Origin of the sequence: Kitasatospora sp. NPDC058444 (assembly GCF_042721415.1) — a bacterium.
GTDB lineage: Bacteria > Actinomycetota > Actinomycetes > Streptomycetales > Streptomycetaceae > Kitasatospora.
In genome coordinates, this window is the sequence record NZ_JBHXLL010000040.1 from 48386 (window position 1) to 70714 (window position 22329).

The 22329-nt window shown below is 72.3% G+C and carries 14 protein-coding genes; 9 read left to right on the plus strand and 5 right to left on the minus strand.

Annotated features, from left to right (window positions below; all coding sequences use genetic code 11):
* Positions 1–239 precede the first annotated feature (239 nt).
* A complete protein-coding gene (locus tag ACFWP2_RS31095) occupies positions 240–1400 on the plus strand; it encodes an acyltransferase family protein (protein WP_380457636.1) in 1161 nt (386 codons plus the stop codon).
* Positions 1401–1485: 85 nt separating this feature from the next.
* On the opposite strand, the gene ACFWP2_RS31100 is transcribed toward ACFWP2_RS31095, so the two are convergent.
* From ACFWP2_RS31100 to ACFWP2_RS31115, 4 genes are all read right to left on the minus strand, one after another.
* A complete protein-coding gene (locus tag ACFWP2_RS31100; protein ID WP_380457638.1) occupies positions 1486–1854 on the minus strand; it encodes a YciI family protein in 369 nt (122 codons plus the stop codon).
* A 127-nt stretch (positions 1855–1981) separates the two neighbouring features.
* Entirely contained in the window at positions 1982–3352 is a 1371-nt protein-coding gene (locus ACFWP2_RS31105) for an FAD-dependent oxidoreductase (protein ID WP_380457640.1), read from the minus strand.
* Positions 3353–3391: 39 nt separating this feature from the next.
* The gene (locus ACFWP2_RS31110) at positions 3392–4210 is read right to left on the minus strand and encodes a TIGR03084 family metal-binding protein (protein WP_380457642.1); all 819 of its coding nucleotides are present in this window, start codon (positions 4208–4210) and stop codon (positions 3392–3394) included.
* A gap of 315 nt (positions 4211–4525) precedes the next feature.
* Positions 4526–6013: an MFS transporter gene (locus ACFWP2_RS31115; RefSeq protein WP_380457644.1), complete on the minus strand. Its 1488-nt coding sequence runs from the start codon at positions 6011–6013 to the stop codon at positions 4526–4528.
* 207 nt (positions 6014–6220) lie between these two features.
* On the opposite strand from ACFWP2_RS31115, the gene ACFWP2_RS31120 reads away from it, so the two are divergent.
* Both ACFWP2_RS31120 and ACFWP2_RS31125 read left to right on the plus strand, forming a co-directional pair.
* Entirely contained in the window at positions 6221–6898 is a 678-nt protein-coding gene (locus ACFWP2_RS31120) for a TetR/AcrR family transcriptional regulator (RefSeq protein ID WP_380457646.1), read from the plus strand.
* 434 nt (positions 6899–7332) lie between these two features.
* Complete coding sequence (locus tag ACFWP2_RS31125) at positions 7333–8058, plus strand: helix-turn-helix transcriptional regulator (RefSeq protein WP_380457684.1); 726 nt, start codon at positions 7333–7335, stop codon at positions 8056–8058.
* Between the two features lie 180 nt (positions 8059–8238).
* Here the strand turns inward: ACFWP2_RS31125 and ACFWP2_RS31130 are convergent, their stop codons facing one another.
* Complete coding sequence (locus ACFWP2_RS31130) at positions 8239–9603, minus strand: MFS transporter (RefSeq protein WP_380457649.1); 1365 nt, start codon at positions 9601–9603, stop codon at positions 8239–8241.
* A gap of 654 nt (positions 9604–10257) precedes the next feature.
* Between ACFWP2_RS31130 and ACFWP2_RS31135 the strand changes: the two genes are divergently transcribed.
* From ACFWP2_RS31135 to ACFWP2_RS31160, 6 genes are read left to right on the plus strand one after another with little or no spacing between them, the layout of a single operon-like run.
* On the plus strand, positions 10258–16308 hold the full coding sequence (locus tag ACFWP2_RS31135) for an acyltransferase domain-containing protein (RefSeq protein WP_380457651.1): 6051 nt from the start codon (positions 10258–10260) through the stop codon (positions 16306–16308).
* Positions 16305–18131: an amino acid adenylation domain-containing protein gene (locus tag ACFWP2_RS31140; protein ID WP_380457653.1), complete on the plus strand. Its 1827-nt coding sequence runs from the start codon at positions 16305–16307 to the stop codon at positions 18129–18131. Before ACFWP2_RS31135 ends, ACFWP2_RS31140 begins: the two co-directional genes overlap by 4 nt.
* 38 nt (positions 18132–18169) lie before the next feature.
* Positions 18170–19954 carry a beta-ketoacyl synthase N-terminal-like domain-containing protein gene (locus ACFWP2_RS31145; protein ID WP_380457655.1) on the plus strand — a complete coding sequence of 595 codons (1785 nt, stop codon included), beginning with the start codon at positions 18170–18172 and terminating at the stop codon, positions 19952–19954.
* A 2-nt stretch (positions 19955–19956) separates the two neighbouring features.
* On the plus strand, positions 19957–21192 hold the full coding sequence (locus tag ACFWP2_RS31150) for a cytochrome P450 (RefSeq protein WP_380457657.1): 1236 nt from the start codon (positions 19957–19959) through the stop codon (positions 21190–21192).
* A complete protein-coding gene (locus tag ACFWP2_RS31155; RefSeq protein WP_360349077.1) occupies positions 21189–21386 on the plus strand; it encodes an MbtH family protein in 198 nt (65 codons plus the stop codon). The genes ACFWP2_RS31150 and ACFWP2_RS31155 overlap by 4 nt, the downstream gene beginning before the upstream one ends.
* A gap of 34 nt (positions 21387–21420) precedes the next feature.
* Positions 21421–22116 (plus strand): formyltransferase family protein, encoded by a 696-nt coding sequence (locus ACFWP2_RS31160; RefSeq protein WP_380457660.1) that lies wholly within the window; start codon positions 21421–21423, stop codon positions 22114–22116.
* Positions 22117–22329: the final 213 nt, after the last annotated feature.

A 22329-nucleotide genomic window follows, 5' to 3' on the forward strand; every position in this document is an offset into this window, starting at 1 on the left:
GGCACGGGCATCCGACCGTCCGGGGGCCGCCATCCGTCCCACTCCCCCTCCCTCTCCCCGTCCCCTCCCCTTCCCCCCGAACAACCGAACGAAAGAAGAGGGCCGTCGATGTCGAATCCCCCGCCCCGTGTTCGACGTACGGGCATCGGTGGCGCCGTGTGCCGGTCGAAGGACCGGACGGCGCGTCCGCCACCCCGGAGAAAGGGACTGCCTTGAACTCCCTGTTACCCGCCCGAGCGATGACGCTGCCGTCGCTGGAGGGCCTGCGGGCCGTCGCCGTCGTCTTCGTCTTCGCCAACCACGCGCTGCTCCTCCCCGTGTTCTCGGACCCGTCCGCCCACTCCGTCTTCAACACCCTGACGGGCAACGGGCGCGTCGGCTTCCTCGCCGTCTCCGTCTTCTTCGTCCTCAGCGGATTCGTGCTCACCTGGTCGGCCAAGCCCGGCCGCAGAACCGTCGACTTCTGGCGGCGCAGACTCATGCGCATCGGCCCCTCCCACGTCCTGATCGCGGTCGTCGCCCTGGGCCAGTTCGCCGCCGCGGGCGACACCATCCGGTGGGTCCCGGCCATCGCCGGCGTCCTCCTGGTGCAGACCTGGTGGCCCGACCAGGACGTGATGCTGTACCAGTTCAACGGCCCGAGCTGGACCCTCTCGGTGGACCTGCTCTGCTACGCGCTGTTCCCGCTGCTGATCCGGTTCGTCAGGCGGCTGGACCACCGGGCCCTGTGGCCCTGGCTGCTCGGCCTCGGCGTGACGGCCGCCCTGCTCCCGGTGATCAGCCAGCCGCTGCTCTCGGGGTACCCGCCGAGCTTCTACCCCGCCGGGTCCTGGCCCCAGATGTGGGCGCTCTGCTTCTTCCCGCCCGTCCGCACGATGGAGTTCGTAATGGGCATGCTCCTCGCCCGGATCGTCGCCGAGGGGCGGTGGCCGAGGATCCGCGTCCTGCCGGCCGTCCTGCTCAACCTCGCCGTCTTCCTGCTGCTGGCCCACCTGCCGGCCGTCTTCATGGTCGCGGCGCTCTACCCGGTCCCGGCCGCGCTGCTGATCGGCGCGCTCGCCGCCGGCGACCGCTCCGGCAGACGCTCGATCCTCGACACCCGCTTCATGATGTGGCTCGGGGAGCTGTCCTTCGCCTTCTACATCGTCCACATCACCGTGATCTTCGCGGCGCACGCGGCGTTCTCAGGCCAACTGGTGGGCTACATGGGCCGGTACACCCCGACGACGTTCTCCACGCCCGTCGCCGTCCTGTTCATCCTCGGCCTCTACGTCCTCTGCCTGGCGGTCGCCTGGGTGCTGCACAGGACCGTCGAGGTTCCGGCCATGCGCCGGTGGGGCTCACCGAAGGCCCGACCCGCCCCCGGCCGCCCGCATCCGGAGCGCCGGCTCCGGACCTGATCCCGTCACCGCGGGGGAGTGCGCGGAGCACCGGGAAAGCAGGAAGCCCGGGGGCCACGAGGCCCCCGGGCTTCCGGGCGACCGGTCAGGCGGAGAAGCCGTCGCTGAAGACGATCGGCCGGAGCTCGATGCCCAGGCCCTCGACCGCGGCGTCCGGGATCATCGCGGCGACCTCGTGGGCGCGCTGCTCGTCCTTGACGTCGACGACGTAGACACCGCCCATGTACTCCTTGGCCTCGGCGTACGGACCGTCCGTCACCGCGGGCACCCCGCCGCGCACACTCACCACGGAGCTCTGGTCGACCCCGGCCAGCGCCAGGGTCCCGACGAACTCGCCGGTCGCCTTGAGCTTCTCCATGAACCCGCCGTGCCCCTGGAAGACGGCGTTGCGCTCCTCCTCCGACATCGCATCCAGGACCGCGGCGTTCGGGTACATCATGATCAGGTACTTCATGGTTCCGCTCCCTGCGACGAGAGGCGCCAGCTGCGCCCCCTCCACTACATCGTCGGCGCCGACGCGCCGCTCTCGACATAGTGGCGAAGAAGTGGTTCCCCTCCCAATCGGATCGCCGGAGTCCGCTTCACGATGTCGGGACGCCGAAGGCGGAGGGCGGCACCGGTCGACGGGAGGCGCGCAGGACGCGCAGCAGGGTGCGCGGGCGCATCAGCGACTCCGGGGAGGCCACCAGCCCGGCGATCCGCACCAGCGCGTCGGTCACCCGGGGGTCGTGGACCGCCGCCCGCTGCGCCAGCGCGGCGTACCGGTTGACCAGGGCGGTCTGGAGGTTCCGCTTGCCCTTGACACCCGGGTAGCCCAGGTCGGTCACCGCGGCGAACGACCACGGGGAGCGGATCTCGCGGGCGATGTCGCGGAAGTAGGCCTGGGGCCTGGGCAGCAGCCGCCCGGCAGTGTGCCGGCGCAGCACCAGCGCCTGCAGCGAGGCCGAGGTCATGCCCTGGGCGTAGGCGGGGTTGAAGCTGCAGATCGCGTCGCCCATGACGAGCAGCCCGTCGGGGAAGCGCTCCAGCCGGTCGTAGTCCCGGCGGACGCTGGCCGGGAAGCGGAAGCGCAGCGGTTCGTCGAGCGGTTCGGCGTCGCGGATCGCCTCGTAGATCTCGGGGACGGGCAGCGACCGGACGAAGGCGTGGAACCCTTCCGGGTCGGTGGGCGGGTGGTCGCCCAGGAGCCCGGTCACCGACAGCTCCACCCGGTTGTCGTCGCCGGGCACCCGGTAGAAGAACGCTCCGCGCGGGTGCGAGGGCGTGGCCGCCGGGATGATGGCGATGTCGCTGTCGAACGGGTCCTTCTCCAGCCGGTAGTGGCGGGTGGTGTACGCCAGGTCGATCTCGATCCGTTCCTCGGGGGGCGCCTGGTACCCGAGGTCGGCCAGCCACAGCGGGGTCCGCGAACCGCGGCCGGTGGTGTCGACGACCAGGTGCGCGGAGAGCGTCTGCTCCTCGGCTCCCGGGGTGCGCGCCTGCACCCTGACCCCGGTGACCCGGCGTCCGGAGGCGTCCGTCACCGGGGCGATGACGTCGTGCTCCTCCAGGAACGACACCTCCGGCAGCGCCCGCACCCGCTCGCGCAGGTGGTACTCCAGCACCGGCCGGGTGGCGGGCACGGACGGCAGGCCGGTGCGGGCGGGGCTCAGCCGCAGCCCGTTGAAGTACCACTGGATGTCGTTGCTGAAGTCACCGGGCCGCACCCCTGCGCCGATCAACTCGTCGGTGAGGCCCGGGAACAGCGACTCCATGATCTGGTGACCGCGGGCGACCAGCCCGTGGGCGTGGTTGCCGTGCGGGACGCCGCGGCGCGGGCCGCGGACCCCGAGGATCGTGTCGCGTTCGACGATCACGACCCTCGGATAGGACTCGGAGAGCACCCTGGCCGCCAGCAGGCCCGCAATGCTTCCGCCGAGAACCACGGCACATTCGTCGGTACGGGTGGCCATGAAGGTCCCCTCTCTCGGTTTACCGGTCGGGTAGGGCGGTCAGTTCCCGGACGGCCGGAACTGGCCCGGGGTGCGGCCCTCCCCGGCGGGGCCGCGGTAGGCCTGGGCGATGTCCAGCCAGGCGTCGGCGTCCTTGCCCTCGGCGGTCAGGGCGAGGTCGTCGCGGTGCCGGCGCCGGGTCACCAGGAGGCAGAAGTCGACGGCGGGACCGCTGACGCGCTGCTCCGCCTCGGCGGGGCCGAACTCCCAGCGGGCGCCCGACGGGGCGGTGATCTCGAAGCGGAACTCGCCCTCGGGCGCGCCGAGTCCGTGCGCCTGGTACCCGAAGTCCCAGGTGCGGACGGCGAATTCGACCAGGTAGCGGAGCCGGTCGGTGTGCTCGCGGTGCACCCCGAGCGTGTCGGCGATGTCCTGGCCGTGGCCGAACAGCTCCATCATGCCGGCGGCGGCGAGCACGGGCGCCGGCAGCGGGCGGACCAGCCACGGCACCGGCTGACCGGCCGGGACGGCGGCCAGGGCCTGCTCGGCGGTCCGCCGCTCGACGTTCCAGCGCTCCAGCAGGAGCTTCGGCGCGCCGGACGCCAGGTAGGGCGCCAGGTAGGGCTTGAGGGACTGCTGCACCGCACCGTCGAAGTCCTGCCCGACGCCGGCGGCCAGCGCCTTGAACGCCTCGGGGTCGGCCGCGGCCGTTCCGGCCAGCTTGAAGGTGGCCGCGAGGTGGGCGATCTGGTGGGCGATGGTCCAGCCGGGCGCCGGGGTGGGCCGCGCCCAGTCGGCGTCCGCCAGGTTCGCCACCAGGGCTTCGACGGCGTCGCCGTCCGCCGCCAGGGCGGATATCACGTCCTGTGAGCCGGGCATGCCTGTTCCTTCCGTCAGGGGGATCCGGAGATGCCGACGCCGTCTCGACGCGCTCCACGGCGCGTCGGATCGGGGGCCAGCCCAGTATCGGCCGGGCGGATATCGGCGGGCTTCTCTGCTCGTGCTGTGCGCACGGCGGGCTTCCGGACCAGCCCGAACGTCCTTCGTGCCGGGCACTTCGGCGGAACACGGCAGGCCGGCCGACCGGCGGAATCCGTCGGTCGGCCGGCCTGCCGGCTGTCGAGCATGGGGTCGGTGGGACAGTGGTCGGCGGGGCAGTGGGTCAGTGGGTCGGTGACGCGGTGGGTCGGTGGGTCAGTCGGCCGCCGGCTCCAGGCCGGCCAGGGCGAGCCGGTGCCGGCGGCTGATGTACCAGGCGGCCGCGCCGCACAGCAGGGCGAGCGCGGAGACCGCCACCAGGACGGCGGATGCCGAGGAGACCAGGCTCGCCAGCAGCAGCGGCCCCATCAGGCCGCCCAGCCGGTTGAACAGGGAGACCCACCCGGTGGTGCGGCCGCGCCGTTCCGGCTCCGCCAGGTCGGCCGCGATCGGGAGGAAGATCGCCGCCATCGAGTTCACCGAGAACAGTGCCGCCACCAGCGCGCCGGCGGCGATCCAGCCCACCTCGGCCACCGCGCCGCTGGCGGTGAGCGCCAGCAGCAGCACGGCGGTGGCGGTGGCCAGGCCCGCCGCCATCGAGGTCGGGCCGTAGCGGCGGTAGCCCAGCATCAGCAGCAGGGCGCACGGGATCATCACGATCGCCGCGACGGTGAGCATCAGGTTCGCGGTGTGCACCGGTACGCCGCCGATCCTGGCCAGGCTCGGTACCCAGGTGGTGAGGCCGAAGGTGAGCAGTCCGATCAGGGTGGCGAAGGCGCGCTGGAGACCGTGGGTGAGGGCCCGTGAGGACCGGGGCAGGTGCGGGACGGCCGGTGCGGCCTTGGCCACCGCCGGGGCGGGGGCCGAGGTGCGGTTGGGGACGAAGGGGGTGAGGAGGGCCAGGACGGCACCGGTGGGGGCGCCGATCAGCCAGAGGATCCGCCAGCCGAACACGGGTTCCAGCCACAGTGCCGAGCCGGCGGCGACCAGGTAGCCGACCGCGGTGGCGACGACGGATAGCGCCACCACCACCGATCCGCGGACCTTCCCGCCGACGGTCTCGGTGAGCAGGGTGATCAGCAGCGGGGCGAGGCCGCCGACCGCCAGGCCCATCAGGCCGCACATCACCAGGTTCCCCTCGAACGTGGGCATCGAGCCGCACATGCTGGTGGCGGTGAAGCCGAGGGTGGCGATCAGGTAGGAGCTGCGCCGGCCGATCCGGTCGGTGAGCACGCCGAACAGCAGCGCTCCGGCCGCCGTCCCGGTGAGCCCGCAGACCGCGAGCAGCGAGGCCGTCCGCGGATCGAGCCCGTACTCGGCCCGCAGGCCGGGGATGACGAAGCCCAGCGTCGAGGTCTTGCTGATGTCGACGGTCAGGGCGGCCGTACCGATGAAGGCGACGAGCAGCCGGCCGCGCCGCCCCGTCCCGGAGTCGGCGGCGGTGGATTCCGGCCGCCCGCGCAGGGCGGCGCCGGCCACCACGAGGAGCAGGCCGGCGAGGGCGGTGAACATCTCCGGCATCTCCGACAACGCCATGCCGTGCAGCTTCCGCCCGTCGTCGGCCGGCATGTGGGCCATCGGCATCGCGGGGTCCATGGCGAAGGAGTGGTGGAAGGCCACCGCGGAGGAGACCAACACGATCAGGCTGCCCAGGGAGAGGAGCACTGTGGCGCCGGTCGTTCGGCCGGGGGCTGTGGTGGACAAGAGCGACCTCCGTTGACCGCTGGTGTGGTGATCGCGCGCCGGGGCGTCGACATTTCTCCTCCGGCCGTCGGCCACCCCGGAATGTCGCGCTGAGTGACTGGAAAGCTATGCCCGGCGCCGGGAGGGCCGCTTCTCGCATTGTGCGGGGATCCGAGGGTTGTCGGCGCGAACGTCCCTGACATAAGGGCATTTTGCTTCACTGAGGGAATGAGTCCGCGTCGCCCCGATCCCGGTGCCCGTCCGGCGCTGGTGGACATCGCCGCCCGGTTGCTGGCGGAGGAAGGACCGCAAGCGCTGTCCGCCCGCCGCATCGCCAGCGAGATCGGCACCTCCACCATGGCCCTGTACACCCACTTCAACGGAATGCGCGGGCTGGTGCGCGCCATGGTCCATGAGGGGTTCACCCGGCTCCAGCACTACTTCACCCTGGTGGAGTTCAGTGACGACCCGGTGAACGACCTGGCGTTGCTGGGTCGTGCGTACCGGTGCAATGCGCTGGCCAACCCCCACCTGTACGCGGTGATGTTCGGGGGCTCCTCGCTGGCCGGGTTCTCGCTGGGCGAGGAGGACCGGCAATACGGCCGTTACACACTGGCCGGCGTGGCCGAATGCGCCGCCCGCTGCATCGAGGCGGGCCGGTTCCGCGCGGAGGACGCCGAGCTGGTGGCGCACCAGATGTGGTCGGCGGTGCACGGTCTGGTCGTCCTGGAGCTCGGCGACTACCTGACCGAGCCCTGCAACGCCGATCGCCTGCTGGAGGCGCAGTTGGTGGGGCTGATGGTCGCGGCCGGCGACACCCTGGAGGCCGCCGTCGCCTCGGTGGCGGCCTCCGCGGAGCGGCTGTGGGAGGAGGTGGACCCGGCGACGACCGACTCGGGCCGGTGACGGCCCGCCACATCCGTCACATCAGCCCCTCCGAATCACACCAGCCCCATCCGTAACATTCGGGCGCCCCCCTCCGGTGCATCTCGTCAATTGCTTCAAAAGTTCAAACACATACCGGCCGGTATTCGGCGCTTCGGCTTTGCCAAATAAACGGGCGAGGAAGTCGTTGAACTTGTCATGTCCGCCTGCTACGGTCATCAGTCGTTATCACGGTGCCACGCTGTGTCACCGCCCCTTAACGGAAGGGAGAGGGAAAACCTCGCGCGCTCCGGTACTCGAAGGCCGATTGTCCCACGCGGCCGCGTCCCAGGACGCAATACTGTTCCAGGACGCAATACCGGAGTGGAGTTTCCGTCGTCCACCGGTACTTGCGAGAATCTGGAGTCACCTTGAAGCCGGCAATCGAAGAGGCCGTGGCCCGAGCCATCGAGGTCATGCACGAGAACATCGGCGAATTGCTGACCATAGACGATATGGCACAGGCAGCCGTGTACAGCAAATTCCACTTCTCCCGGGAATTCCAACGGGTCACCGGAGTGTCACCGAGGCGTTTCCTGTCCGCCATCCGCATCGAAGCGGCCAAGCGGCTGCTCATCGAGACGGACTTCAGCGTGACCGAGATCAGTCATCGGGTCGGGTACAACAGCGTCGGCACCTTCAGCTCACGGTTCGCCAGCAGCGTCGGCACGTCGCCCACGATGTTCCGCCAGTTACGCGGTTTCACCACCAGCATCGAACTCGACCGACGGCGCTGGACCCGGCCGGCGGACCTCGCCACCGTCCGCGGCGAGATCCGGGCCACCGACGCCGAGGAACTCGGCCGCGTCTTCGTCGGACTCTTCCGCACCCGCATCCCCGAGGGCCGCCCGGCCGCCTGCGCCGTCCTCCCCCGCCCCGGCGCGTTCCTCCTCGAAGACGTGCCGCCCGGGACCTGGTACCTCCTCGCGCACTCCGTCCCCGCCTCCTTCGACGAAGTCCTCACCGGCGAGGTCTCCGTCGGCTCCGTCGGCCCCATCCAGATCAGGGCGAACGTCCCGCCGAAGCCGCTCGAACTGCACCTGCGCCCCGTGCACGCCCTCGACCCGCCCGTCCTGCTCGCACTGCTGGACGTCCGGGCGGCGGCCCTCTCCAGGAACGAAAGACTCCCCGAGGCCGGCTGAACCGGCCTCGGGGAGCGTGACGATCGGCCCGGGGCGGAGCTCCGGGCGGTACGGGGGACGCGGGACGGTCTTCGGACTCCCGTCCACGGGAAGGGAGTCCGAAGACCGCTTCGGCCCGGTGGCCGACTCGGGACCGTCGCCGCCCCGGCGGGGCTCAGGTCCGTCGCCGCCCCGGGGGGCTCAGGCCCGGCGCCGCACGGCGATGACCGCCGCGCCCACCACGCAGGCGACGGCGGCGGTGACGTAGGCGAGGTGGTACCCGGCGAGCTGGTCCGCGCTGGTCCCCGCGACCAGGACCATCACCGCCACGCCCGCACTGGCGCCGATCTGCTGGGTCACGACGTTCACCGCACCGGCGACGGCGTGCTGCCGCTCCGGGACACCGGAGAGACCGGCGGAGGTCATCGAGGGGAAGTTCAGCCCCTGGCCGACGCCGCTGACCACCAGACCGGGCAGCACGTGCAGCACGTAGTTCCCGTCCTGCGGCGTGCCCAGCCACAGCCCGGTGCCCACGCCGATCAGGACCAGGCCGACGGCCATCAGCGTCCGCGGGGAGTACCTGGCCAGCAGGCGGCCGGTGGCGAAGTTGGCGGTGAGGAACACCGCCAGGGACATCGGCACCAGGGCGATGCCGGACTCGAAGGGCGAGTAGTGCAGCATCCCCTGGAGGTAGAGCGGCGCGAAGAACAGCATCCCGACCGAGCCCATGTACTGGAGGAACGCGGCCAGGCTCGCCTCCCGCACCGAGGCGATCCGGAACAGGCCGAGCGGGAGCACCGGGTCGGCGGTGCGGTGCTCGCGCACCACGAACAGCACCAGGGAGAGCACCGCGGCGCCGAGCACGATCCACGCCGTGGCGCCGCTGCTGCTCACGCCGACGATGAGCAGGGTGAGGCCGAGCGTGCCGGTGACCGCGCCGGGCAGGTCCAGCCGGCCGCGGTGCCCGACGCCGTCGGGCAGGCCGACGCGCGTCGCGGCCAGCACGCCGAGCCCCACCAGCACCGAGAACCACAGCACCGAACGCCAGCCGAAGAACTCGGTCAGCACGCCGCCCAGCAGCACCCCGCCGCTGAAGCTCGCGGCGCCGACGGCCGCGTACACCCCGAAGGCCCTGTTGCGCGCCGGACCGGCCGGGAAGGTGTCGGTGAGCAGGGCCAGCGCGGCCGGTCCCGACAGGGCCGCCCCGATGCCCTGGACCGCTCTCGCGCCCAGCAGCGTGACGGTGTTCGGGGCCACCGCCCCGACCAGCGCGGAGACGGTGAACAGGGCGACACCGGCCTCGAAGACCCGCCGCCGTCCGAGCACGTCGGCCAGTCGGCCGCCCACCAGCAGGAAGCCGGCGAAGGTGACGGCGTAGGCGGTCATCACCCACTGGAGGGTGCTCTCGTCCAGGTGGAAGCGCTCCCCCACGGACGGCAGTGCCGCGTTGAGCACGCCGAGGCCGCTCACGTCCAGGGCGAGCGCCCCGGCCAGTACGCCGAGGGCCAGCCCCGGCCGGCGGACCGGTGCGACCGCGGTCCCGGTGGAGTCGGTGGTGTCGGTCATGCGGGCCTGCCGTCGAAGTCGCGACCGGCGCGGGCCCGTCCGAGGTGGTCGCCGTGTCCTGCTAAGAAGGCGTCGGCATCGGCTGACGCCCTATCAAATTTGTCAACTGGCATGCGGACAGCTTGCATTGGTCGATCGTCCGCTGTCCACTCCGCCCCTCGTGCGCAGACGGAACTGAGCGGTACCGTCCGAGGAGATCGAATCGGACACTTTGGCGATCAAATCTCGCCAGCGCTTCAACCGGACCGCGAAGTGCGCAATCCTGGAGTCGCTGGACTCTCCGCACTCAGGGGCGGATGAAGAAGCAGCACTGCGAAATCCCAGCAGCGAGAATGCACGACAGATCCACCGGCAGGGTCATACGGGGGCCGGTGAGAATTCCACAGTGAGCCGCCGGGTCGCGACCACTCCAGTCACCTCGAAGTCCGCTGTCCTCACCATGCGTTGCGCACCGCACGGCCGCGCCTCGGGTCCCCTTCCCGCCGCGAGAGGAGCAGCATGCCCGAACGCATGCCCACACATGTCATGTACAGGTCGGATCCGGCGTTCGCGGCCGAATCACCTTGACGCGTAACCACTGACCATCCCCCCCTGTGACCGATCGGCTGTGAAGCTCCACCCGACCATTCCAACCGCCCCGCCGAGGGAGTCGCCATGCCCCAAGAGAGCGCAGCGCGAGACATATCCGACGTCACCGATTTCCTGCTGTCCAGATTCGCCGAGCTGTTGGACCTGTCCACGAGCTCGGTGGACCGCCGGGCGCCGATGCACCGGTACGGACTGGACTCGCTGAAGTCGGTGAACCTCGCGGCAGCCCTGTCCGAGTTCCTCGGCTGGCAGGTCCCGGCCACCTGGATGTGGCAGTACCCGACCCTCGACGGCCTCGCACAGGCACTCGTCGACGGCCCGCGTGCCGCGGAGCCCGCCCCGAGCACCGAGCGCCGCACGCCCTCGAACGAGCCCGTCGCGATCGTGGGCATCGGCTGCCGGTTCCCCGGAGGGCCGGACCCGTCCGCGTTCTGGCGGCTGCTGGTCGACGGCGGCGACGCCGTCGGACCGGTGCCGGCCGCCCGCCGCGAGCTGCTCAACGACCGGGTGCGCTGGGGCGGGTTCATCGACGGCATCGACCGGTTCGACCCGCTGTTCTTCGGCATCTCGCCCCGCGAGGCCGTCCAGATGGACCCTCAGCAGCGCCTGATCCTGGAGCTGTCCTGGGAGGCCCTGGAGGACGCGGGCATCGCGCCGCACAGCCTGGTCGGCAGCGACACCGGCGTGTTCATGGCCTCCTGCTGGGGCGACTACGCCGCCCTGGCGCACTACCGCGGCCCCGACAGCCAGATCACCCCGCACACCGCCACCGGCATGCACGACGGCATCATCGCCAACCGGGTCTCCTACGTCCTCGGCCTCCAGGGCCCGAGCATGGCCATCGACTCCGCCTGCGCGGGATCGCTCATCTCGGTGCACGTCGGCTGCCAGTCGATCTGGCTGGGCGAGAGCGACCTGGTGCTGGCCGGCGGCGTGAACCTGAGCTTCGTCTCCGACTACTACACCGCCATGGACGCGATGGGCGCGCTCGCCCCGGACGGCCGCTGCAAGTCCTTCGACGCCCGCGCCAACGGCTACGTCCGCGGCGAGGGCGCCGGCGTCGTCGTGCTCGCCCCGCTGAGCGTCGCCCTCGAACGCGACCTGCCGGTGTACTGCCTGATCAAGGGCAGCTCCTCCAACAACGACGGCCTGAGCAACGGCATGACGGCGCCGAACCCCCAGGCGCAGGAGAAGATGCTGCGCACCGCCTACCAGCGGGCCGGCATCGCGCCCCACCTGGTGGACTACATCGAGTGCCACGGCTCCGCGACGCCGCTCGGCGACCCGATCGAGGCCAACGCCATCGGCGCGGTCCTCGGCGCCGGCCGCACGGAACCGCTGCGGCTCGGATCCGTCAAGTCCAACGTCGGCCACCTGGAGGCGGCCGCCGGCATCGTCGGCCTGGTCAAGCTCGCGATGTCGATGCGCAACGGCGTGCTGCCGCCGAGCCTCCACTACACCGCGCCGAACCCGCAGATCCTCTTCGACGAGTACAACCTCACCGTCCAGGACCGGCTGGAGCCGTGGCCGCGGCGCTCCGACGCCCGGCGCGGCGGCGTCAGCTCCTTCGGGTTCGGCGGCTCGATCTGCCACGTCGCCGTCGAGGAACTGCCGCGCCCCGAGGCCTCGCTGCTGCTGCTCGCCGCCGACTCCCGCGAGGCGCTGGCCGAACAGGCCCGGGCGCTGCGCGACGCGACCGACCTGCGCGCCCTCTGCCGCCGCACCCCCGGCGACGGCCCCTTCCGGCTCGCCGCCACCGCCCGCGACATGGCCGAACTCAGGAGCGGCCTCGACGCCTTCGAGGACGGTGAGCAGGCTCCCGGACTGAGCGTCGGCGAGGCGGCCGGCCGCAGGCCGCGGGTGGCGTTCCTGTTCTCCGGCAACGGCTCGCAGTGGGTCGGCATGGGCCGGCAACTGCTCGCCGGCCAGCCCGTGTTCCGCCGGTCCATGATGAAGTCCGACCGGCGGATGCGGGAGCTGCTGGGCTTCTCGCTCGTCGAGCAGCTGCTCTCCCCCGACGGCCGTCTGGACGACATGGACGTCTTCCAGCCGCTGCTGTTCTCCCTCCAGGTCGCGCTGGCCGAGACCTGGCGCTCGCTGGGGGTGGAGCCGGACGTCGTCGTGGGCCAGAGCGTCGGCGAGTTCGCCGCCTCCCACGTCGCCGGCGCCCTCGACTTCGACGACGCCTCCCGCCTGGCCGCCCACCACGGCCGGCTCCTCCAGCTGCTGGCCGTGGGCCGCGGCGAGGGCATCGTGGTGATGACCCCCGCGGACGAGGTCCGGCCGCACCTGACCGGCGGGCTCACCCTCTCCGGCCACAACGGCCTCAACTCCACGCTCGTCACCGGCACCCCGCAGGAGATCGACGACCTCGTCCAGCGGCTGACCGAGGCGGGCGTCACCAACCACCGGGTGCGGATGGGCCACGCCCCGCACTCCCCGCTGGTCGACCACGTCCTCGCCCCGCTGAAGGTCGAGCTCGACGGCATCAGGCCCCGGAGCACCCGCATCCCGATGATCTCGACGGTCACCGGCGAGCTCGTCGACGGCGCCGAACTCGGGCCGGACTACTGGGCGGACAACCTGCGCCGGGAGATCCGCGTGGTCGACGCCCTGACCAGGCTGCGCGACCACGACATCGACGCGGTGATCGAGCTCAGCCCGCACCCCCTGCTGCTCAAGTCGGCCTCGGAGATCCTGCCGGCCACCACCCTGCCCTCCCTGCGGCGCGGCGCCGACGAGGCCTCGACCCTGCTCGGCTCGCTCGGCGCCCTGTACACCGCCGGACACCCCGTCGCCGCCCACCCGTTCCTGGCCGGCGACCGGGGACGGCACGTCGCGCCGAGCCCGGGCGAGGCCGCGGCCGCGGCCGACGGGCAGCTGCACCTGGTGCCCGTCTCCGCCCGCACCGCGGACGCGCTGACCGACACCTGCCGTGAGCTGTCCAACCACGTCGAACGCGATCCGGGCCTGCGGGTCGCCGACCTCGCCTACACCCTCGCCGCCCGGCGCAGCCACCACGGCCACCGGATCGCACTGTTCGCCCGCGACCGGCAGGACGTCCTGGACGGACTCGCCCGGGTCGCCGCCGGCCAGGCGCACCCCGACGTCGTCACGGGCACCGTCTCCGGCAACGCCGACCGGCGGGTGGCGCTGGTGTTCTCCGGCGGCGGCACCCAGTGGGTCGGCATGGGCCGCGAACTGCTGCGCTCGCACGCCGGCTTCCGCGGCTGGATGCACGCCTGCGACGCCGCCGTGCGCGCGGCCGGCGGCTGCTTCGTGCTGGAGCACCTCGCCGCCCCCGCGGACGAGGCCAGGTACGAGGAGATGGACTTCCAGCAGCCCGTGCTGTTCGCCCTGCAGGTCTCGCTGGCGAAGGTCTGGCTCGACCTGGGCATCGAGCCGACGGCCGTCGTCGGGCACAGCCTGGGCGAGGTCGCGGCCGCCTGCGTGGCCGGCTCGCTGTCCCTGGAGGACGCCGCCCGCGTCGTGGTCGCGCGCTCGCACCTGCTGGAGCGCAAGGCCGCCGAGGGTGCCATGATCTCGGTCGACCTGCCGGAGGAGGAGCTGCGGCCGCGGCTCGCCCCGTACGCCGGGCACGCCGCCGTCGCCGTGGTCAACAGCCCCACCAGCGCGGCGGTCTCCGGCTCGCCCGAGGCCGTCGACGCCCTGGAGGCCGAGCTCCGGCGGGACGGCGTCTCGGTGCGGCGGATCCGGGTCGAACGGCCGGTGCACAGCCCCGGCATGGACCCGCTGATCGAGCCGCTGCGCGCGAGCATCGACGGCATCACCCCGCTCGTCCCGGCCATCCCGTTCCACTCCACCGCGCTGGCGGGCGCGGTGAACCCGGTCGCCGACGTCGACTACTGGGCGCACAACCTGCGCGACCAGGTCCGGTTCGCCGAGACGATCGGCGCGCTGGTCGACCGGGGTGTCTCCACCTTCATCGAGATCGGCCCGCACGAGACGCTGCGCGGCGCGGTCGAGGAGATCGGGCTGTCCCGCGGCGCGCGGGTGCACGCGGTCAACTCCCTGCGGCGCGAGGAGAGCGACGTCCGCTGCCTGCTGGGCGCCGCCGCCTCGCTGTACGTCCGGGGCCTGCCGCTGACCTTCGACTCCCTCTTCGCCGACGACGTCGAGGTGGTGGAGACCCCGCTCGTCCAGTGGCAGAAGGAGCGCTACTGGATCGACACCGAGCCCCGCCCCGCGGCCGCGCCGGCCCCCGCCGTCGAGACCGCGGCCGTGGCCGCCGCGGTGGCCGCCCCGGTCGAGGCGCAGCCCGCGGCGGCGCCGGCGGCGGAGCGGCCGGTCGCGGAGGTCGTCCTCGCCGAACTCGCCGACGCGCTGGGCGTGCCGGTGAGCCGGTTCGACGAGAACGCCGGCCTGCGCGACTTCGGCCTCGACTCGATGCTGGCGATCCGCCTCGTCAACCGGATGCAGGCGGTGCTCGGGCACCGGGTGTCGCCGGTGGTGTTCCTGGACGGGCGCTCGATCGCCGAGGTCGTCGGCCACTTCGTCGGGATCACCGGCGCACCGGCCGCACCCGCACCCCTCCCGGCGGCGGCGCAGGCGCCCCAGGCCCCGGCGGTCCCGGTCCCGGCCCACCAAGCCCCGGCCCACCAGGTCGCGCCCCTGCCGTCGTTCCTGGACGGCCTGTCCGAACTGGACGCCGAGGAGCTGGTGGAGGAACTGGACGCGCGCGGGCTGCTGGAGGCCACCGACGCGCCGGCGCTGGAGCAGCTGCGCGCCGACGGGCTCGGTCTCGCGGTGGCGCCGGCCTCGCACGGCCAGGCCTCGCTCTGGTTCATGCAGATGGTCGCGCCGGACGCCGTGCCCTACAACTTCATGGTGACCGCCCGGATCCGGACGGCGGTCGACGAGGAGGCCCTGGAGCGGGCCGTACGGGCCGTGCTGGACCGGCATCCCGCGCTGCGCACCGTCTTCGTGGAGGCGGGCGGCAGCCCGTACCAGGTCATCCTGGACGAGCCGGTGTACGAGTTCCTCGTGGTGGACACCTCCGACCTGGACGACGAACAGGCCCGCGAGGAACTGGCCCAGTACGGGCACGAGCCGCTCGACATGGACAACGGGCCGCTGGTGCGGATCGTCCTGATGCGGCGCGGGCCGTCCGACCACTACCTGATGGTGCTCGTCCACCACATCGCGTCGGACGCGGCCTCGGCGGACGTCATGATCCGCGAACTCCAGGAGTACTACGAGGGCGCCGACCCGGCCCGCAGCGCGCCGGTCGCCCCGTACACCGAGTTCGTCGAGTGGGAGCGGCAGTGGCTGGCCGGGCCCGCGGCCGAGGCCGCCCTGGACTGGTGGTCGCGGAAGCTGGCCGACCCGCCCGCCCACCTCGACCTCTCCGACAAGGAGCGGCCGCCGGGCGTCACCTACGAGGGCCGCGACATCGCGTTCCGCTGGAGCGCCGAGGAGACCCGCCTGCTGCGGGAGTTCGCGGTGCGCGAGGGCGTGTCGGTCAGCACCGTCGTGCTGGCCGGGTTCTTCGCCACGCTCAACCGCGCGGCCGGGACCGAGGACTCGGTGCTGGCCACCGCCATCGCCCAACGGGCCGAGGCCGGCTGGGAGTCCGCCATCGGCTACTACCTCAACACCGTGCTGGTGCGGGCGAACCCCTCCGGGGAGCGCAGCTTCCGCGAGCTGCTGCGCGAGGTCCACGCCTTCTCGCTCGGCCTCCTGGAGCACATGAACTACCCCCTCGACCTGCTGGCCTCCCAGCTGAAGCCGCCGCGCCACGAGGGCCGCTCCCCCTGGTTCGACGTGGTGGTCAACTGGCTGTCCTCGGACGCCTTCCCCCGCTCCGTCAAGCTCTTCCACGGAGTCGGCGAGACCCTCACCCCGGACGGCGCGCTGCCGCTCGAACCGCTCCAGGTGCGCAGGCACCTCGCCAAGTTCGACCTGGAGATCTCGATGGCCGACATCGACGGCAGGGTGGCCGGCCACGTCCAGTTCAAACCGAGCTACCTGGAGAGGCGGACGGTGACGGCGCTGCTCGCGCTGTACCGCACCGTGCTCTTCGAATCGATCGCCCGACCCGACCAGGCCCTCGGCGCCATCGCGCCGGCCGGCCTTCCCAAGGAGACGGACCGTTGACCGATACCCTGCACTCCGAGTTCATCGCCCAGGCCGTCAAGAACCCCGACGCGACCGCGGTCTACTCCGACGCCGGCGTGCTGACCTACGGCGAGCTGAACGAGCGGTCCCGGGCGCTGGCCGAGCGGCTCGTCGCCGACGGCGCGGGCCCCGGCGTCCCGGTCGGCATCTGCGTCGAACGCACCCCCGACCTGCTGGTGGCGATCCTGGCGGCCCTGCGCTCCGGCTCCTGCTACCTGCCGCTGGACCCGAACTACCCCGCCGACCGGCTGGGCTTCATGGTCCAGGACAGCGGGACCCGCCTGCTGCTCACCACGCCCGCGTCCCGGACCAGTTGCCCGCCCGGCCCGACGGTGGTGACGCTGGGCGCCACCGTGACGACCGAGCCCGGCGCCAAGCCCGTGGCCGTCGTGCCCGACGACACCGCGTACGTCATCTACACCTCGGGCTCCACCGGCAAGCCCAAGGGCGTCGCCGTCCGGCAGTCCGGCGCCGTGGCGATGCTCGCCGAGATGGACCGGGTCCTGGAGGGCTGCGACCTGAGCGGCGTCTCGGCGGCGAGCTCGGTCTGCTTCGACCTGTCCGTGATGGAGATCTTCAACGCGCTGTGCCGCGGCGGCGCGGTCGTGCTCGTCGAGAGCGCCGTGCACCTGCCCGAGAGCCGGCACGTGGACCGGATCACCCACCTGTCCGTCGTCCCGTCGGTCATGAACGGCCTGCTCGACGCCGGCGCCGTGCCCCCGAACGTGCGCTCGATCGTGTTCGGCGGCGAGGCCCTGCGCCGCAAGCTGGTGGACCGGGCCTACCGGGAGACCGGCGCCACCCGGGTGTTCAACGCCTACGGCCCCACCGAGGGCACCGTCTTCTGCTCCTTCGGTCCGGTGCCCGAGAACGGGACCGACGAGCCGACCATCGGCCCGCCGACCACCACCGACCTGGTCTACGTGCTCGACGAGAACCTGAGGCCGCTGCCGGTCGGCGAGGCCGGCGAGCTCTACCTCGGCGGCGTCGGCCTCGCGCACGGCTACGTCAACCGGCCGCGCACCACCGCCGAGCGGTTCCTGCCGGACCCGTTCCGCAACGGCGAGCGGATGTACCGCACCGGGGACGTCGTCCGGTTCACCGAGGACGGCGAGCTGCGGTTCCTCGGCCGCTCCGACCACCAGGTCAAGCTGCGCGGCTACCGGATCGAGCTGGAGGAGGTCGAGGCCCGGCTGACCGCCTGCCCCGAGGTCCGGGAGGCCGCCGCCGTCGTCCACGGCAACCGGCTCGTCGGCTACGTCGTGCCCGCGGGCGACGCCGCCCCGCAGGACGGCCCCCGGCTGGACCCGGCGCTCCAGGGCGCCGTCACCGGCCGGCTCGCCGCCGAACTGCCCGACTACATGGTGCCCGCGACCCTCGTGGTCCTGGACGCCCTCCCGCTCGGCCCGGGCGGCAAGCTCGACCGCAACGCGCTGCCCGAGCCGCCGGCCGCCGACACCGACGGGCCGCTGACCGCCGCCAGTACGCCGACCGAGGTGGCGCTGTCGGAGATCTGGGGCCAGCTGCTCGACCTCGAACCGTCGAGCATCGACGTGCAGTCCGCCTTCTACGACCTCGGCGGCGACTCGCTGCTGCTGGTCCGCCTCGCCCGGCTGATGACCCGGCGCTTCGACCGGCGCGTCCGGGTGCCCGACCTCTTCAGCTTCCGCGACATCGCCTCCCTCGCCCGCTGGCTCGACGACGGGAGCGGCGCCACCCCCGAGGTGGTCGAGTCCGCCCGTCAGCGGGCCGGTGCCCGCCGTGCCGCCCTGCGCGGCCGCGGCGGCGCCACCGGCCGCTGAGTCACGTCCCCCCACCCGACACGAAGCAGGAGTCTTCCATGACCGACAGCCCCGAGCAGGAGTACGACCCGGGTGACGTGGCCGTCATCGGCATGTCCCTACGGGCGCCCGGCGCCCGGACCAAGGAGCAGTTCTGGGACGTCCTCGTCAACGGCCGGGAGACCATCTCCTTCCTGGCCAAGGACGACATCCACGTCGACGAGACCCTGATCCACAGCCCGTTCTACGTCCGGGCCTGCGGCGTGCTCGACACGTACGACAAGTTCGACCCGTCGGTGTTCGGCATCAGCGACCGGATGGCGGCCGCGATGACCCCGGAGAACCGGCTGTACCTGGAGAGCGCCTGGGAGGCGCTGGAGGACGGCGGCTACGACCCGGACCGGCTCAAGGCCGAGGTCGGCATGTACGGCGCCAACAACCCGCAGACCGCCGCGCTCTACAGCTCCCCGCCGGACCGGGTGTCGGTCGGCCCCGAGGCGATCGAGGCCAGCCTGGCGTGGTCGCCGGACACCATGACCTCCAACGCCCTGTACTACATGGGGCTCACCGGCGAGGCCGTCACCGTCGCCGCCGTCTGCGCGGGCTTCCACTACTCGGTGCACCTGGCCTGCCAGTCGCTGCTGCTCGGCCAGAGCGACGTGGCAATCGCCGGCGGCGCGATGGTCCGCATGCCGCACCCCCGCGGACACCTGTGGGAGGAGAACCGCATCCTGTCGAGGGACGGCCACTGCCGCCCGTTCGACGCCAACGGCACCGGCACCGCGCTGTCCAGCGGTGTGGTCACCGTGCTGCTGAAGCCGCTGGGCCGGGCCGTCGCCGACCGCGACCACGTCTACGCCGTGGTCCGGGGCACCGCCGTCAACAACAACGGCGTCAGCGCGATGGCCTACGGCCTGGCCCAGCCCGAGCGGCTGAGCGCGTGCATCGCCGCCGCCATGGAGGTGGGCGGTGTCACCCCGGACACCGTGTCCATGTACGAGGCCAACGGCCTCGGCCTGCCGGTGACCGACGAGCTCGAAGTGCACGCGGCGACCATGGCGTTCGGCAAGCAGACCGCGACCACCTCGATCGGCGGGGTCAAGAGCAACGTGGGCCACGGCGGCGTGGTGTCCGGCGGCTTCGGCATGGTCAAGGCCGCGCTGTCGCTGTACCACCGGACGCTCCCGGCGACGATCAACCTGACGGAGGTCAACCCGGACCTCGACTTCCCCAGCACCCCCTTCGTCCCGCAGATCGAGGGCGCGGCCTGGGAGCCGGAGGCCGGCATCCGCCGCGCGGGCATCACCTCGATCGGCGGCGGCGGCTACAACGCCCACCTGGTGCTGGAGGAGGCGCCGGCCTCCGCCGGGCGCGCCCCCGAGGACGAGGGCAGGCCGCGGCTGGCCACCCTGTCCGCCATGGACGACGAGGCGCTGGCCCGTCAGCGCACCCGCCTCAAGGAGCGTCTGGAGGCCGACCCGGGCGCGCGCCTGGACGACGTCTGCTTCACCCTCAACCTCGGCCGCAAGGTGATGGCGCGCCGCTGGGCGGCCGTGGTCCGCAGCCGCGAGGAGCTGATCGCGGCGCTGTCCGGCGACCTCGCCGGCGGCCCGGTCACGTCGACCGCCGCCGCCCCGCGGACGGACCCCGGCGCCTTCTCCCGCACCGACGAGGGGATCGTGCCGTCCGGCCAGGACGCACCGGCGCTGGCCGACCTGGCGGCCGCCTGGGTGACCGGCCAGCAGGTGGACTTCGACGCCCTGCACCGGGACGGGGCGGGCCGGCGCGTGCCGCTGCCCACCTACCCCTTCCAGCCCCGCCGCTTCTGGCGCACGGACTGGTGAGCATGAGCGCACCGGCACTGGACACGGTGGACCTGGGCGACCCGGCCACCTTCGCGGACCACGACCTCCACGGGTTCTGGCGCACCCTGCGGGACACGGCGCCGATGCACTGGAACCCGCCGGTCGGCGGCCGCCGGGGGTTCTGGGTGCTCTCCCGCTACGACGACATCATGGCCACCTACCGGGACAACGTGAACTTCACGTCCCAGCGCGGCAACGTGCTCGTCACCCTCCTGGAGGGCGGCGACGCCGGGGCCGGCCGGATGCTGGCCGTCACCGACGGGCCCCGGCACCTGGAGCTGCGCAAGATCCTCCAGCGGGTGCTCTCGCCGCGGGTGCTCGACGCGGTCGCGCAGACCGTCCGGGTCAACACCCGGCAGTGGATCCGCGAGGCGGTCGAGTCCGGCGGCTGCGACTTCGCGGAGCAGATCGCCAGCCGGATCCCGATGACCACGATCTCGAACCTGCTCGGCGTGCCCGAGCGGGACCGGGACTACCTGCTCTCGCTGACCAAGACCGCGCTGTCGGCGGACGACGAGGACGTCGACGAGGTCGACTCCGAGATGGCCCGCAACGAGATCCTGATGTACTTCATGGACATCGTCGAGGAGCGGCGCGAGTCACCCGGCGAGGACGTGATCAGCATGCTGATCGGCAGCGCCATCGACGGGGTGCCGCTGTCCGACGAGGACGTCGTGCTGAACTGCTACAGCCTGATCATCGGGGGCGACGAGACCAGCCGGCTGACGATGATCGACTGCGTCCGCACGCTGGCGGCCCAGCCCGAGCAGTGGCGCCGGCTCAAGCACGGCGAGGTCGCCGTCGAGACCGCCGTGGACGAGGTGCTGCGCTGGGCCTCGCCCACGATGCACTTCGGGCGCAGCGTCGAGCGGGAGACCGAACTGCACGGCGTGCGGCTGCGGCCGGGCGAGATCGTCACGCTCTGGCACGCCTCCGGCAACCGCGACGAGCGGGTCTTCGCGCGGCCCGAGGTGTTCGACCTCGGCCGCACCCCCAACAAGCACCTGGCCTTCGGCTACGGCCCGCACTTCTGCGTCGGCTCGTACCTGGCCAAGGTGGAGATCGCCGAACTGCTCAAGGCCCTGCGGGACTTCACCCTCGGGTTCGAGCAGACCGACGAGGCGCTGCCCATCCGGTCCAACTTCCTGACCGGGTTCTCCACCATGCCGGTGCGCTTCGCACCCGATCACTCCGGACTGAAAGAGGTCGACCGATGAACGGCAACCCCTTCGACGGCGGGGAGGGCGACTGGCTGGTCGTCGTGAACGCCGCCGAGCAGTACGCGCTGTGGCGGCCGCACCTGGCCGTGCCGGACGGCTGGCGGATCGCCCACTCCTGCCCGGACCGTGAGGGCGCCCTCGACTACGTCGAGCAGCACTTCACCACCGCGGTGGGAACGCCGGCGGCCTGACCCCACCACCCGACCAGCGACCGCGGGAGTGCGGATGAACATCTACATGTCAGGACAAGGGGCGTTCGCGGTGCAGGTCGCGGAAGCCCTCCTGGACAACGGGCACAAGATCGTCGGCGCGGCCGCGCCCCGGCTGCGCAAGGGCAAGTCCGACGAGAGCGACGCGATGGCCTGGGACCGCCTGCGGGCCTGGGCGTTCCCCCGGGACATCCCCTGGACGGACTCGGCCGAACTGCGCGCGAGGCACATCCCGGACGGGGTGGACGTCATCGTCGCCGCGCACTCGCACGCCTTCCTCGGCCGCCAGACGCGTGCCAGGGCCTCCGTCGCCACCATCGGGTACCACCCCAGCCTGCTGCCGCTGCACCGCGGCCGGGACGCGATCCGGTGGACCATCCGCGACGGCGACAAGGTGACGGGCGGGAGCGTCTACCACCTCACCGAGCGCACCGACGGCGGCCCGCTCGCCGCCCAGGAGCACCTGTTCGTACCCCCGGGCTCGACCGCCCAGAGCCTGTGGCGCGACCACCTGGCCCCGCTCGGGGTGCGGCTGCTGCTCAAGGTGGTCGCCGACCTCGCCGTGGACCGGCGGATCGAGGTGCCCCAGGACGAGAAGCTGGCGACCTGGGAGCCGGCGATGGACACCCAGCCGCTGTTCAAGCCGGAACTGATCGCCCTGCCCGGCAACATCCGGGTCGACAGTGACAAGTGGGCGCTGCACGAGGGCTGAGCGCGGCGCACCGCCCCGACAACTTCACAGATCTGAGCAACTCAGCAGGTGTCCCCGGGTGTTCGGCACTCCGGGGGCACCTGCACGCGTTCCGGCAGGTCACGCCGCCCGGCGCGGGCGATCCTGTGATGGCAGCTGAGATGAATGGCTTGGGCATGGCCGTTCACACCACTTGACGCGCCGTCACGGACCGAGCAGACTCGGCTCGCGGTC